We start from the raw sequence: 13,740 nt of genomic DNA, 5'->3' as shown, positions 1-13,740 counted from the left end.
ACATAATAAAGTTTGAATTCAATGAATATATTAATTACAGGAGCTGCTGGTTTTATTGGTTCTCATACTGCTGAACGTTTTAAACAGTTAGGGCATCGAGTAATAGGGGTTGATAATTTCTCACCTTATTATGATGTTTACTTAAAAAAAAGAAATGCTGAAGTGTTAAAAAATCAGGATATAAGAATAATTGAATTGGATTTACGAACCGATTCATTAATTGAATTATTACCTAATAAAATGGATTGCATCATTCATTTTTCAAGTCATCCAGGAATTTCAAAGACTTCAACCTTTAGTGATTATTTAACTAATAATGTAAATGCAACTCAGAATTTACTTAATTGGGCAATAGGTTTAAAAAATAGACCGTATTTCATTAATATAGCAACTTCCTCAATTTATGGATTGGAAGCTACTTTATCTGAAGATCAGGCTCCTTTTCCTGTATCTTGGTATGGAGTAACAAAATTGGCAGCTGAGCAATTAGTTTTGTCATATGTTAGAAAAAAAGAATTAAAAGGAACCTCACTTAGGTTATATTCAGTTTACGGTCCTAGAGAACGTCCTGATAAATTGTATACTAAATTATTGGATTGTGGAATTAATAATAAAGAGTTTTCATTGTATGAAGGAAGCGAAAAACACCTAAGAAGTTATACCTATGTTCAAGATATTATAGATGGAATTGTTAGTGTTTTTGGTAAAGAGGAGCTGTGCAATGGCGAAATATTTAATTTAGGTACAGAAGTTGAAAATACCACAGCACGAGGAATACAAATAATTGAAGAATTATTAAACGTTAAAATAAAAAAGAAAATTTCACCTCCTAGACAAGGCGATCAATTAAGAACAAAAGCAAATATTAATAAAGCCAGAAAAGTTTTAAATTATAACCCTACTACGAAATTAAAAGAAGGTCTTCGGGCACAATTAAACTGGTTTAAAGATAATAATTATTGGTAGTATAGAATTAATTGTTAATAAAACTTGCTTTGAACGCAAGAAGAAAGGCAGAGCAATTCGATTGGGCAAATGTTAAAGAACAATGGATGAGAGTTTTAAGTTAAATATTGTCTATTCAAATTAAGGTCTTATATTTATACTTGCTATTAACCCTATCTCGCATGTCTAATCAAAGTATTCATTTTAATATTTCTGAACGGAAAGTCCTACTTAGAATTTTCGATATTTTATTTATTCTAGGAGTTTTATACTTCGTGGGTACGGTTTTTAACTTTGATTACTTTAGAATTGATAAAGAAAACTGGACATGGGTTGTGGTACTTGTTTTATATATATCAATTTTTGGTACCGTATTCGAACTTTACGACTTACAAAAATCAAGTAGAATAGATCAAGTGACATCTAATATTGTACTTACGGTTTCTGTAACAGTGCTATTCTATTTTCTAACACCATTCTTTACACCTTTTCTACCCGATAATAGATTACAGATACTCTACTTTTATTTTTCCATTTTAGCAGCTTTATTTATATGGCGTTATATGTATTTGAATTTTGTGGTTTCACCTAGATTTTATAAAAAAGTACTCATTGTTGGAGAAATATCCAATATCGAAACCATTATTAATGCTTTTAAAGATTCCGATCCTAATTATAAGATTGTGGGTTTTATAAATTGTGAAGCTGAAAATGTAGCAGTTGATAGTATTAGGTTCTTTGGTATTCCTGAATACAAGCCCAATGAAATCCATAAAGTAATTGAAGAAGAACAGATTAAGGAAATTGTTGTGGCAACTTATGATTCTGAAAATATTACTTCAGATATCTATCGTAAACTAATTACACTTTTAGAAACAGGCTTTTCAATTAAAGAGTATACACAAGTATACGAAGACATGACACAAAGAGTTCCAGTACAATTTGTTGGAAAAGATTTTTATAAGTATTTTCCATTTAGTCGTAGTAATCAGAACAAATTATACCTATTTTTTCATCGCCTATTTGATATATTAATAGCAATAATTGGTGTTTTATTTGGGGTTGTGTTTCTGCCTTTAATTGTAATTGGTAATCTTTTTGGCAATAGAGGACCTTTGCTTTTTATTCAAGATAGAATTGGTAAAAATGGTGATGTATTTAGGATGATTAAATTCCGAACGATGATTGAAAATGCAGAACAAAAAGGTGCTGTTTGGGCAGTTAAGAATGATTCACGTATTACAGTTTTTGGAAAATTTTTAAGACATACTAGATTAGATGAAATACCTCAGTTTATAAATATTCTTCTTGGTGATATGAGCATGATTGGCCCACGTCCAGAACGACCACATTTTGTTCGTGAGTTATCTCAATTGTTGCCATTTTACGAAACACGGCATATAATTAAACCTGGATTAACAGGATGGGCGCAGGTAAAGACACGTTACGGAGCAACTGTAGATGATAGTTTGCTTAAACTTCAATACGATTTGTATTATATAAAGCATCGTAGTTTCTTTCTAGATTTTAATATTTTAATAAAAACGATGAGTACAGTGGTTTTTTTTAGAGGGCAATAGTTTGAAATGGTTAATGGATGTTTTAAATTACATGAATAATTCTAAGGTCACTTCGAGTGACCCCGATGGTTATTGGGACTAAAAGAATTTAGTATCGAGAAGTACTTTTAACTAGAAAATTCATTTGTTTTCGATATACCAAATCTTAGATTTAGCACTCAAACTGACATAAATTTCTTGAAATTTAGAATTAAATACATATAACGAATAGCAAGTGCAATAAGTAAAGGAATTAAAGCTATAGCAAATACTTGCACGCCTATAATCCAATGCAAAGTTAATAAGCAAAGTAAAATAATTAGAAATTTTAGATATTTTAGAAACCATTTAGGTGTTTCTTTTTTGAAAAGCTGCGGGATAACAAATAAATTCAATGCAAAGGCCCAAAGTAAGTTGTAATTTTGATGTGTCCCATCGTGGTCAGTCGCAAACCATAGCAATAAAATGAGTACACCAATTATTCCCGTTATACCGAAAATAACAGTATCTAACCAACGACTTCGTTTATTGTTTTTGAAATCTTTATAGGTTATAAGAAGGATTAAAAAACCAATAACTCCCATAATAAAAAGAGGGCTTGAAAAGAAATTAAAAGGCGTAGGTTGCACTATTTTTTGAAATAGGATATTTGTTTTTTTAACTAATTTTTCACCCGTACCTTTAATCGTAGCACTTTCAAAAAAAGCAAAAATATTATCAGGTAAGAACATGTGTTCTCTTGGTGAAGCTTCTTTATCAATTACAGAACCGAGTGCGACGTCAATACCCAAGGATCCCCAAGAGTTTCTGTCTACTTTACTATGAATTAACGCCCTAAAATTTTCAGGCTTAAAATTTTCAGGCTCTTTAAATACAATACCTTTTTCTGATACAGATTCTAAAACATCTCTTATTTTAGTAGCACAATTATCATAAAAGAAATCGTATAAATAAGCTCTGTTTTCTGGTTTTATATTATTTAATAAATAGTCAAATAGTTTTTGTTTTTCAGTGGTAGACAGATTTAAAACCTGTTCTTTAATGGTTCGATTTTGCGAAACATAGCTTTCATAAAAGTCTTCATAATAATTTAAACCAATTAGATAATTTAGCTTGCCTTGAGCAAATTTTAAGTAGAAATTGGGCGTTTCAAAATCGAAAACACCATAATTAAAAACTAAATCGGTACCTTTTATAGGGTCTTTAATTCTGAAAGCGCTATGACCAAATGCATCATTAAGCGAAACACCTGGAGCAATGGTTAATACACTTATATCGGTTTGTGACGACAAAATGTTTTGCTGTCCTTTAGCATTTGAGAAAAATAATATAAAAATTAAAAGAAGTCCTTTTTTTAGCATCTATATTTGATATTATCTAAAGATACTGAAATCTAGTTTTAGTGAAAACACATTGGAATATAATGCGACACTTTGATCACCAATATCTGTAAAAGCATAATCAATTTGAACCCCATTATATTTAAATCCAACACCAAAACTAGGTTGAAACGTTAGCTGTTCGGTATTATCAATTTGTAATTCATTTTGAAAATTACCCATTCCAGCACGTAAATAAACCATGTCTATATAGCCAAATTCAAAACCTAATGCTGGGTTTATACTCGCAAATGAGGATGAAAAAACATCATTGTTTTCTTCAAATCGAACATTCAAATTTACTGCAGTTAGTAAAGTGTAGTCATAATGAAAGGTGGTAAGCTTAGAAATTCCTAATTGTAGTTTCGGGATTGTTATTTCAGTAGTTTCGGGTAATTCTTGATTTTGACCTGCTACAGCATCGCTAATTTTTGCAAATTCATCTTCATCGATAGCCCAAGCATTAAATGTAGTTGTAATATCACGTGCCATTAATCCGAATTTCCAATCATTATTCGTTTCAAACTGGACACCAACATCCAATCCAAAACCCCAAGAAGATGCAAAATCACCAATAATACGCCTTATAACTTTTGCGTTAACGCCATAATTTAAACCATCAATTGGAAGTGATCGTGCGTAAGAAAATGTTAGACCATAATCGGCAGTAGAGAATAGACTAATTCGGTCGTAGTTAATATTTCCTTGTTCATCAATTAATTGCGTTGTATTTAATATATCATCCACAGCAAAACGAATTAACGATACGCCTACTGCACTTCTATCATCTAATGGCATAGCGAAAGCTGCATAATCGTAGTTTGCAATATTAGCAAAGTAACTAGAATGCATTAGAGCCAATTGATTGTCTTCAATTTTTAAAAGACCAGCTGGATTCCAATAGCCTGAATTCACATCGGCAGTATGGGATGTTACAGCACTACTCATCCCTAATGCAGCGGCATCAACACCAATATTCATAAACTCATTAGAGTATTTTCTAGTGGTTTGCGCACATAGTGTGAGTGATAGAACACAAAGTATTGTAGTTATGTAAACTTTCAATCGCAATTTTTTTACAAAGATGCACATAATACCAATTTAATCATAATATAAAATGGTAGCATCGCTTTAAATCCCTGATTTTATAGTCTATAAACAGTAATTTATAATAGATATTGTCTGAAGCTTGTTTAAGACATGAATAGTTTGTTATTTTTACATAAATATTTCGAAGGTTTTATGACACGTTACATACCAAATGCTTTAACGCTTTTAAACTTGTTCTGCGGATGTATTGCGGCCATATATGCTGTAAATAATAATTTTGTTACGGCGGCATTCTTCGTTTTTCTTGGTATTTTTTTCGATTTCTTTGATGGTTTTGCAGCTAGAAAACTAAATGTGCAAAGCGAATTAGGGGTTCAATTAGATTCTTTGGCAGATATGGTAACTAGTGGCTTGGTTCCTGGTATTATTATGTATAAACTTTTAGAGTTAGTGGGGTCTGACTGGGGTGAAGTTGATTTATCTGGTAATTTCGAACTGCTTGCAATACCTTTAATTGGCTTAACAATAACTTTAGCATCGGCGTATAGATTAGCAAAATTTAATATAGATACTGAACAACAAACGTATTTTAAAGGACTGCCAACACCTGCAAATGCTTTATTAATATTGTCGTTGCCTTTAATAATTGAGTTTCAGGATAGTGATATTATTAATGCAGTTATTCTTAATAAATGGTTTTTAATTGGTTTAACTTTATTAAGTTGTTATTTGCTTAATTCTAATATAAAACTATTTGCATTAAAATTTAAAAGTTGGGATTTTATAAGCAATGCTACAAGATATATCTTTATCATATTATGCATAGTACTTCTTGCAGTTATTCAATTTGCTGCAATTCCAATTATTATTCTACTATATATTATCATGTCAATTTTAGATAACTTAACATCCAAATAATTAATTACAATGGTTGAAAATATTTTTACACTACTAATGTTAGTGCTGTTACAGGCTGTTTTAGGGTTCGATAATTTGTTATATATTTCTTTAGAAAGTAAGCGTGCTCCAAAAGAAAAACAAGCCTACGTTCGTAAAATAGGGATTCTTTTAGCCATTGCATTGCGTATTATTCTACTGGTAGTATTATTACAAGTAATTGAATTGTTCCAAGACCCTATTTTTGGTTTTGATTTTGAAGATGTTTTAGTTGGACAGTTTAATATTCATAGTTTAATTGTGCTAGGTGGTGGTGCATTTATTATTTACACGGCAATGAAAGAGATTTGGCACATGATTGCCATTCATGATGTAGGGCATAATATTGAGGATGGTTCTAAAAGCTCTGTTGGAAAAGTGATAACCATGATTGTAATAATGAATGTTGTGTTTTCATTCGATTCTATTTTAAGTGCAATAGCCTTAACCGATGTTATATGGGTGATGGCTGTGGCTATTATTGTAAGTGGGGTGATGATGATATGGTTAGCCGATAAAGTTTCAGATTTCTTAGCAAAAAATAGAATGTATGAAGTTTTGGGTCTGTTTATCCTTTTTATTGTAGGTATTATGTTGGTGACAGAAGGTGGCGAATTAGCACATTTAGAACTCTTTGGAAATCATGTAGAGCATATGAGTAAAACAACATTTTATTTTGTGATTGCTATTTTAGTAATAACAGATATTGTTCAAGGTCGTTATCAAAAGAAATTATTGAAAGAGCAGGAGCAAGAGGTTAAGGATAATTAATAAGTAGTAGCAAATTTATTAAATGAGTGTTTTAAGAGATTTAGAAAATGTTTGAATAACAAAGAATTTTTATTTTTGTTATAGCTAAAACAGCCTAATCCCGTATTTTCTTTTTACGTAACTCGAAGTTCTGTCCTAAATATACTTTACGCACCATCTCATCATTAGCAAGGTCTTCTGGGATACCATGTTTTAAAATACCGCCTTCAAACATTAAATAAGTTCTATCTGTAATAGCTAATGTTTCTTGTACATTATGGTCGGTAATAAGAATGCCTATATTTTTTTTGGTAAGTTGTGCTACAATACGCTGGATATCTTCAACCGCTACTGGGTCTACACCAGCAAAAGGCTCATCTAATAAAATAAAACTAGGATCGGTAGCTAGTGCACGTGCAATTTCTGTACGACGACGCTCTCCACCAGAAAGTAAATCGCCTCTGTTTTTTCGAATATGACCTAGTCCAAACTCTTCGATGAGTGATTCCATTTTATCGTGTTGTTGCTTCTTGCTAAGTTTGGTAAGTTGTAACACGCTTAATATATTGTCTTCAATGCTTAATTTTCTAAATACCGAAGCTTCTTGTGCCAAATAGCCTATGCCGTTTTGTGCACGTTTGTACATGGGATATTTAGTAATTTCTTGGTTATCCAAGAAAATATGTCCGCCATTAGGCTTTATTAAACCAACTATCATATAAAAAGAGGTTGTTTTTCCAGCACCATTAGGGCCTAATAGACCAACGATTTCGCCTTGCTTTACTTCTAGTGAAACATCTTTTACAACTTTTCGTCCGCTATAGGACTTCATTAAATTTTCTGCTCTTAGAATCATGGGTGCAATTACGGAAATTTTAATTAATTGTGGAAATTGTTGCAGCTGTATAACGTTTCATTAACCTTTTTAATTGTTAGATAGATATAATTTGCGGGGTAGTATTACCGTTAATATAGGTTTTAATATTGCTGAAAGGTGCGTTAGGGATTGCAGCGGTAGCTTTTGGCGAGGCGTGCATCGAGCCAAAACTATTAGCGTAAAGCCCGACCCTTAAGGGTAGCGCCCAAAGTACGATATAGCTATTGATTTTCTAGAGCATCCCAAAACTCGTAAGCACGTCGCAAATGTGGAATGACTATAGTGCCGCCAACTAAGGTTGCAATGCTTAAGGCTTCGACGACTTCTTCTTTTGTTAAACCTTCTTTATAACTCGTTTCTAAATGATATTTCACGCAATCATCACAGCGCAATACGGTAGATGCTACCAAACCAAGCAATTCTTTTGTTTTGACATCTAAAGCACCTTTGGAAAATGCGTTTGTATCTAAATTGAAAATACGTTTTATTACTTTATTATTATCTGAAAGAATTTTGTCGTTCATTCTTTCTCGATAATCATTAAACTCTTTAACAATATCAGACATTTTCTTTTCTTTTTTGATTTCTAATTACAATTTTAGAAATGTAAATACTTACTTGATATAATATTAAAATTGGGATTGCTACAATTACCTGACTTGCGATATCTGGTGGTGTAATTATAGCTGAAAGTATAAGAACTACGACGAGGGCATATTTTCTGTATTTTCTTAATATTTCTGGTGTTACTAAACCTATTTTGGTTAGGAAATAGATTATAATTGGTAGCTCAAAAATTAGGCCTGATGCCAGAGCCGAAGAGCGCACTAATGCTATATATGAGCTTATATCGATTTGATTATCAACGATTTCTGAAATACTGTAATTCGCAAGAAAATTAAGAGATAAGGGAGTTACTATGTAATAACCAAATAGTACCCCAATAAAAAATAATAGTGATGAAATTATAATAAACCCTCTAGAGTGCTTCCGTTCATTTGCATGCAAACCAGGGCTGATAAACTTCCATAATTGATAGATTACATACGGGAAAGAAATAACAAAACCAGCTAGGATAGCGGTCCAGATATCTGCCGAAAACTGTCCTGCCATCGTCCGGTTTTGTATAATCATTGGCATTTGTTCAGCACAAAATGTTGTGTCAAGCCCAATAAAATTAGCTGCATTACACAGAAATTTGTACGTAGGGAAACTCATATCCTTAGGCGCAAATATGATTTTATCAAATAAAAACCTGCTAAAGATAAAAGCAAAAGTTGCTACTATAATTACCGCTGTAATTATTCTTATTAAATGCCAGCGTAAATCCTCAAGATGGTCTAAAAAAGACATCTCATTTATGTTCTTTCGTGCCATTATATAATTCCTTCTTTTATTAAATCGTGCAGATGTACCACTCCTGCATATTTACCATGATCTTCTACGAGTAGCTGGGAAATTTCATTAGTCTCCATAACTTCAAGCGCATCAATTGCCATAGCTTCTGCTTCAATAAGCTTAGGATTTATACTCATAATATCTTTAGCAGTTAATGAGGCGAAATTATCAACTTTAGAAAGCATACGTCTTAAATCACCATCTGTAATTATGCCAATTACTTTTTCATTTTCAACAACCGCAGTAACCCCAAGCATTTTTTCAGAAATTTCAACAATTACATCTTTTATACTTGTGTTACTGGAAACGCTAGGTTTTTCGTTAGCTGACGAAATATCTTGAACCCTTAAATATAATTTTTTTCCTAAGGCGCCTCCAGGATGATATTTAGCAAAATCGTTACTAGAAAAACCTCGTAATTCTAACAAACAAACTGCAAGCGCATCACCCATAACTAATTGTGCAGTAGTACTGGTGGTAGGTGCTAAGTTATTTGGGCAAGCTTCTTTTTCAACAAACGTATTTAAAACATAATTTGCATTCTTACCCAGGAATGAATCTTTATTACCAGTAATGGCAATCATCGCATTTTTTGCGCTTTTAATTAAAGGTATTAGTACTTTTATCTCTGGCGTATTACCACTTTTTGATATACATATTACGACATCATCTTTTAGAATGAGACCTAAATCTCCATGTATTGCATCTGCGGCATGCATAAAAACAGATGGGGTACCGGTAGAATTTAAAGTTGCAACAATTTTGTTAGCGATAATGGCACTTTTACCAATTCCAGTAATTATAACCCGCCCTTTCGATTTGTAAATTAATTCTACTGCATTGGAAAAATCATCTGTAAGGAGGTGAGACAAATTTGAAATTGCCTGACTTTCCATTTCAATAGTTTGTTTGGCCGTATGAATAATAGAATCTTTGTAGTTCAAAATTTATTATTTTTTTGGTTGATGCTTTTAAAGATTTTGTTATCTTTAATGTTCGTCAAATAAAAACTTATTTGATTTATTAAATTTCGTTACAAAACTAACGAAAAAAAAACGAGGGTTCTCTAATAAGATTACTAAATTAATTAATAGCATTTGGGTGTTTAATTGTTGTTTAAACACATAAATTCATTATTTTTATTTCATGTTGACGGCAAAAAGTGACTTACACACTTCTCTAAAAAAATATTTTGGGTTTAATAAATTCAAAGGACTCCAAGAAGGTGTAATTGAGAGTTTACTATCAGGAAATCATACATTTGTAATAATGCCCACTGGTGGCGGTAAATCGCTTTGTTACCAGCTCCCCGCATTGATGCAAGAGGGCACAGCAATAGTAGTATCACCTTTGATAGCTTTAATGAAGAATCAAGTTGACGCTATTCGTGGTATTTCTGATGAAGAAGGAGTAGCACATGTGTTAAATTCTTCGCTTAATAAAACAGAAGTTAAACGCGTAAAAGAGGATATTGTTAGTGGGGTTACTAAATTACTTTATGTAGCACCAGAATCCTTAACAAAAGAAGAAAATGTTGAGTTCTTGAGGTCTGTAAAGATTTCCTTTATGGCCATAGATGAAGCACATTGTATTAGCGAATGGGGGCATGATTTTAGACCAGAATATAGAAACTTACGTAATATAATAGGTAGAATTGGTGATAATATTCCTATTATAGGATTAACAGCTACAGCAACGCCAAAAGTACAAGAAGATATTATTAAGAATTTAGGTATTGGTAACGCTAAAACGTTTAAAGCGTCCTTTAACAGACCTAATTTGTATTATGAAGTGCGTCCGAAAACTAAAAATGTGGATGCCGATATTATTCGTTTTATAAAACAAAATGCGGGTAAATCGGGGATTGTTTATTGCCTAAGTAGAAAACGTGTTGAAGAACTTGCGCAAGTATTACAAGTAAATGGTGTTAAGGCGGTGCCATATCACGCAGGATTAGATGCTAAATCTAGATCAAGCTATCAAGACAAGTTTTTAATGGAAGATGTTGATGTTGTGGTTGCTACTATAGCATTTGGTATGGGTATAGACAAACCAGATGTGCGATTTGTAATCCATCACGATATTCCAAAAAGTATAGAAAGTTATTATCAAGAAACAGGTCGTGCTGGTCGAGATGGAGGCGAAGGACACTGTTTGGCCTTTTATGCTTATAAAGATATTGAAAAGTTAGAAAAATTCATGTCTGGTAAGCCTGTTGCCGAACAGGAGATAGGACAAGCTTTGTTGCAAGAGGTTGTAGCGTTTGCAGAAACATCTATTTCACGTAGAAAATTTATCCTTCATTATTTTGGTGAAGAGTTCGATAACAAAACAGGAGAGGGAGGCGAAATGGATGATAATGTTAGATATCCTAAAAAGCAACATGAAGCAAAAGATGAACTAAAAATTTTATTAGAAACCATTAATAATACCAATGAGAAATACAAATCTAAAGATTTGGTTAATGTTATAGTTGGAAAAGAAAACGCATTAATTAATTCGCACAAAACCAACGAACAATCCTTTTTTGGTAAAGGAAAAAACAAAGACAACAAATATTGGATGGCATTATTAAGACAGGTTTTAGTTGCTGGTTATTTAAGAAAAGATATTGAAACCTATGGTGTTATAAAGTTGCATGATTCTGGTCGCGATTTTATTGCAAAACCAAAGTCTTTTATGATGACTGAGGATCATATTTTTGAAGGCGCACAAGAAGATGGTAGTATTATTACTGCTGAAAAAGGAGGAGGTGCGGTAGCAGATGAAGTATTAATGGGGATGCTAAAAGATTTGCGTAAAAGAAATGCTAAAAAATTAGGCGTACCACCATTTGTTATATTCCAAGACCCGTCTCTAGAAGATATGTCATTAAAATATCCAATAACTATAGCAGAATTAGGTAATGTGCATGGTGTTGGTGATGGTAAAGCTAAGAAATATGGTAAAGATTTTGTGACATTAATTGCTAACTATGTGGAAGAGCACGATATTATTCGTCCAGATGATATGGTTGTAAAATCTACAGGAAGTAACTCTTCGTTAAAGCTTTATATTATCCAAAATATAGATAGAAAATTACCACTAGACGATATTTCATCTTCCAAAGGAATGTCAATGACAGATTTTATTAAAGAAATGGAGGTTATTGTGTATTCGGGCACAAAATTGAATATAGATTATTGGCTAAATGATATTTTAGATGAAGACCAGCAAGAAGAAATTCATGAATATTTTATGGAGTCTGAAACTGATTCGATTGATGATGCCATTGAAGAGTTTGACGGCGATTATGATGATGAAGAGTTGCGTTTATACCGAATTAAATTTATTAGTGAAGTAGCTAATTAAAAAGTCTTACTCATTACCGGAAACTCAAAATTCTAATTTAAGATACCAAAGATATGCGTTCCTAATTTATGGTATCCATAGCGTTCATAAAATCTAATAACTTTAGGGTTATCTACGTACACAGATAACCATAGGTGGTTAGATTCTATTCGTTTTGCTTCTTCAAAAATTTCATTTTGTAACAGATACCCAATTTTACGATTTAGAAAGTCGTTAATTAGTTTGGCATATCCAACGGGAAGATCATCCAAAAAAGCCAACCAATATACATTATTGTTGTCATTTATTTTTTTGTCAAAGCTTCAATAGAAAATGACTTTGCGAAAAAACTAATAAGGGTTTCATTATCATGAAACAGATGACCGAAGGCTTCTCTAAATGTCACTCGTGCCATGAGCGCTAATAGAATAATGTCTTTAACAGTTACTTTTCTTACCACAATATGCATGATACTAAATATATCTATTTTTTAAATAAATACTTTTTAGCCTAGCCTACATACTTCTAACATAGTTTTCTATCTTTGCACTTTCTTAAAAAAATAGAATCATGCAAGACGGATTATACGCAAAATTTAATACGACTAAAGGAGAAATTTTAGTCACCTTAGAATATCAAAAAACACCAGGAACGGTTGGTAACTTTGTAGCTTTAGCTGAAGGTAATTTAGAAAACTCTGTAAAACCTCAGGGAACACCTTATTATGATGGATTAAAATTTCATAGAGTTATTCCAGATTTTATGATTCAGGGGGGATGTCCTCAAGGTTCTGGAGCTGGAAACCCAGGGTATAAATTTGATGATGAATTTCATCCAGATTTAAAACACGATGGACCAGGGGTTTTATCTATGGCTAATGCAGGCCCTGGGACAAATGGAAGTCAGTTTTTTATAACCCATGTTGAAACATCTTGGTTAGATAATAAACATACCGTATTTGGTAAAGTTAAAGAGGGGCAAGCTATTGTTGATGCTATTGCTCAAGGTGATAAAATTGAAAGTTTAGAGATAGTAAGAGTTGGTGATGATGCGGAAGCTTTCAATGCTGTTGAAGCTTTTAGAGCTTTTGAAGGTTCTAGAGAAAAAAGATTAGCAGAAGAAAAGGCAAAAGCAGAAGCAGAGCTTGATAAAATTGCTGCTGGTTTTAGTAAAACAGATAGTGGTTTACGTTATCAAATTTTACAAAAAGGAGACGGTAATAAGGCAGAAAAAGGTAAAACTGTTTCTGTACATTATAAAGGTCAGTTATCAGATGGGACTGTTTTTGATTCATCATACAAACGTAACGCACCAATTGATTTTCCTTTAGGTGTTGGTCAAGTTATTCCAGGATGGGATGAAGGCATTAGCTTATTAAAAGTAGGTGATAAGGCACGTTTAGTTATTCCTAGTCATTTAGGGTACGGAAGTGCAGGTGCCGGAGGCGTTATTCCACCAGATGCAACTCTTGTTTTTGATGTTGAGTTGATGGATGTAAAGTAAGTAGAGAACCAAT

Annotated in this window: 13 protein-coding genes; 6 read left to right on the top strand and 7 right to left on the bottom strand. The window is 32.5% G+C overall.

The features are described from left to right. The first annotated feature begins 21 nt into the window (after nucleotides 1-21). Nucleotides 22-966, top strand: coding sequence for an NAD-dependent epimerase/dehydratase family protein (locus Q0739_RS01735; protein ID WP_298236966.1), 945 nt, complete (start codon nucleotides 22-24; stop codon nucleotides 964-966). Between the two features lie 161 nt (nucleotides 967-1,127). After that, the gene (locus tag Q0739_RS01730) at nucleotides 1,128-2,525 is read left to right on the top strand and encodes a sugar transferase (protein WP_298236965.1); all 1,398 of its coding nucleotides are present in this window, start codon (nucleotides 1,128-1,130) and stop codon (nucleotides 2,523-2,525) included. A gap of 158 nt (nucleotides 2,526-2,683) precedes the next feature. Here Q0739_RS01730 and Q0739_RS01725 read toward each other — a convergent pair whose 3' ends face one another. Continuing rightward, a complete protein-coding gene (locus Q0739_RS01725) occupies nucleotides 2,684-3,865 on the bottom strand; it encodes a DUF4105 domain-containing protein (protein ID WP_298236964.1) in 1,182 nt (393 codons plus the stop codon). Nucleotides 3,866-3,877: 12 nt separating this feature from the next. Further along, on the bottom strand, nucleotides 3,878-4,948 hold the full coding sequence (locus tag Q0739_RS01720; protein ID WP_298236963.1) for a PorV/PorQ family protein: 1,071 nt from the start codon (nucleotides 4,946-4,948) through the stop codon (nucleotides 3,878-3,880). Between the two features lie 177 nt (nucleotides 4,949-5,125). On the opposite strand from Q0739_RS01720, the gene Q0739_RS01715 reads away from it, so the two are divergent. After that, nucleotides 5,126-5,851: a CDP-alcohol phosphatidyltransferase family protein gene (locus Q0739_RS01715; RefSeq protein ID WP_298236962.1), complete on the top strand. Its 726-nt coding sequence runs from the start codon at nucleotides 5,126-5,128 to the stop codon at nucleotides 5,849-5,851. A gap of 9 nt (nucleotides 5,852-5,860) precedes the next feature. Then, nucleotides 5,861-6,640, top strand: coding sequence for a tellurium resistance protein TerC (locus Q0739_RS01710; RefSeq protein ID WP_298236961.1), 780 nt, complete (start codon nucleotides 5,861-5,863; stop codon nucleotides 6,638-6,640). A 94-nt stretch (nucleotides 6,641-6,734) separates the two neighbouring features. On the opposite strand, the gene lptB is transcribed toward Q0739_RS01710, so the two are convergent. The 4 genes from lptB to Q0739_RS01690 all read right to left on the bottom strand — a co-directional run bounded on the left by lptB (nucleotide 6,735) and on the right by Q0739_RS01690 (nucleotide 9,838). Then, on the bottom strand, nucleotides 6,735-7,475 hold the full coding sequence (gene lptB / locus Q0739_RS01705; RefSeq protein WP_298236960.1) for an LPS export ABC transporter ATP-binding protein: 741 nt from the start codon (nucleotides 7,473-7,475) through the stop codon (nucleotides 6,735-6,737). A gap of 242 nt (nucleotides 7,476-7,717) precedes the next feature. After that, on the bottom strand, nucleotides 7,718-8,062 hold the full coding sequence (locus Q0739_RS01700; protein ID WP_298236959.1) for a carboxymuconolactone decarboxylase family protein: 345 nt from the start codon (nucleotides 8,060-8,062) through the stop codon (nucleotides 7,718-7,720). Next, entirely contained in the window at nucleotides 8,055-8,873 is an 819-nt protein-coding gene (tatC, locus tag Q0739_RS01695; protein ID WP_298236958.1) for a twin-arginine translocase subunit TatC, read from the bottom strand. The genes Q0739_RS01700 and tatC overlap by 8 nt, the downstream gene beginning before the upstream one ends. After that, entirely contained in the window at nucleotides 8,873-9,838 is a 966-nt protein-coding gene (locus Q0739_RS01690; protein ID WP_298236957.1) for a KpsF/GutQ family sugar-phosphate isomerase, read from the bottom strand. Before Q0739_RS01690 ends, tatC begins: the two co-directional genes overlap by 1 nt. 202 nt (nucleotides 9,839-10,040) lie before the next feature. Between Q0739_RS01690 and Q0739_RS01685 the strand changes: the two genes are divergently transcribed. Continuing rightward, nucleotides 10,041-12,245 carry an ATP-dependent DNA helicase RecQ gene (locus tag Q0739_RS01685; RefSeq protein WP_298236956.1) on the top strand — a complete coding sequence of 735 codons (2,205 nt, stop codon included), beginning with the start codon at nucleotides 10,041-10,043 and terminating at the stop codon, nucleotides 12,243-12,245. Nucleotides 12,246-12,277: 32 nt separating this feature from the next. Here Q0739_RS01685 and Q0739_RS01680 read toward each other — a convergent pair whose 3' ends face one another. Next, nucleotides 12,278-12,496, bottom strand: coding sequence for a GNAT family N-acetyltransferase (locus tag Q0739_RS01680; RefSeq protein ID WP_298236955.1), 219 nt, complete (start codon nucleotides 12,494-12,496; stop codon nucleotides 12,278-12,280). A gap of 298 nt (nucleotides 12,497-12,794) precedes the next feature. On the opposite strand from Q0739_RS01680, the gene Q0739_RS01675 reads away from it, so the two are divergent. Further along, the gene (locus Q0739_RS01675) at nucleotides 12,795-13,727 is read left to right on the top strand and encodes a peptidylprolyl isomerase (protein WP_298236954.1); all 933 of its coding nucleotides are present in this window, start codon (nucleotides 12,795-12,797) and stop codon (nucleotides 13,725-13,727) included. Nucleotides 13,728-13,740 lie beyond the last annotated feature (13 nt).

The sequence above is a fragment of the uncultured Algibacter sp. genome (assembly GCF_947487605.1).
In the GTDB taxonomy this organism is placed as follows: Bacteria; Bacteroidota; Bacteroidia; order Flavobacteriales; family Flavobacteriaceae; genus Algibacter_D.
The sequence above is the reverse complement of the archived record's forward strand: the minus strand, read 5'-3'. Positions and strand labels throughout refer to the sequence as shown.

Coding starts and splice junctions, on each gene's coding strand:
- Q0739_RS01735 (WP_298236966.1), top strand. CDS start 22: ATGAATATATTAATTACAGGAGCTGCTGGTTTTATTGGTTCTCATACT.
- Q0739_RS01730 (WP_298236965.1), top strand. CDS start 1,128: ATGTCTAATCAAAGTATTCATTTTAATATTTCTGAACGGAAAGTCCTA.
- Q0739_RS01725 (WP_298236964.1), bottom strand. CDS start 3,865: ATGCTAAAAAAAGGACTTCTTTTAATTTTTATATTATTTTTCTCAAAT.
- Q0739_RS01715 (WP_298236962.1), top strand. CDS start 5,126: ATGACACGTTACATACCAAATGCTTTAACGCTTTTAAACTTGTTCTGC.
- Q0739_RS01710 (WP_298236961.1), top strand. CDS start 5,861: ATGGTTGAAAATATTTTTACACTACTAATGTTAGTGCTGTTACAGGCT.
- lptB (WP_298236960.1), bottom strand. CDS start 7,475: ATGATTCTAAGAGCAGAAAATTTAATGAAGTCCTATAGCGGACGAAAA.
- Q0739_RS01700 (WP_298236959.1), bottom strand. CDS start 8,062: ATGTCTGATATTGTTAAAGAGTTTAATGATTATCGAGAAAGAATGAAC.
- tatC (WP_298236958.1), bottom strand. CDS start 8,873: ATGGCACGAAAGAACATAAATGAGATGTCTTTTTTAGACCATCTTGAG.
- Q0739_RS01685 (WP_298236956.1), top strand. CDS start 10,041: ATGTTGACGGCAAAAAGTGACTTACACACTTCTCTAAAAAAATATTTT.
- Q0739_RS01675 (WP_298236954.1), top strand. CDS start 12,795: ATGCAAGACGGATTATACGCAAAATTTAATACGACTAAAGGAGAAATT.